The organism is Desertibacillus haloalkaliphilus (genome assembly GCF_019039105.1).
Classification (GTDB): domain Bacteria; phylum Bacillota; class Bacilli; order Bacillales; family KJ1-10-99; genus Desertibacillus; species Desertibacillus haloalkaliphilus.
In genome coordinates, this window is sequence record NZ_JAHPIV010000324.1 from 1 (window position 1) to 382 (window position 382).

At 37.7% G+C, this 382-nt stretch carries 1 protein-coding gene; it reads right to left on the reverse strand.

Annotated features, from left to right (window positions below; all coding sequences use genetic code 11):
* On the reverse strand, window positions 1–192 hold a 192-nt coding region (locus tag KH400_RS22155), incomplete at its 3' end, for a hypothetical protein (protein ID WP_217228320.1).
* Window positions 193–382 lie beyond the last annotated feature (190 nt).

The window sequence follows — 382 nt, forward strand, 5'->3', positions numbered from 1 at the left end:
GAAATGATCTAGTTCAATAAATTCCATCCCCGCTAACCTACTATTCACTTTATGAGGACCTGTATATCCTTCCGTCTGTGGAGCATCCCAATAAGGTGGGTGAATCGGTACAGGCCATATCAATAAATAAAGTGTGAGTAGACAGAACGCACTTAGAACGATAAGTAAATAGCCTTTCTTCTTTAGCTTCATAATCATTTTCCCTTCGTATATGCTCACCAATCACTACTTAACCAATTAAGGAGTAAGAAGAATTTCCTGTTTTCCAAAATTCTCTAACTGGTACCAATCCGCTCCTCTTGCTGATAATGGACGTTTAGTAATTACACAACACCTAATGCTCGAAGTCTGTTTAATTATACCAAGCTCAAAAGAATACTAG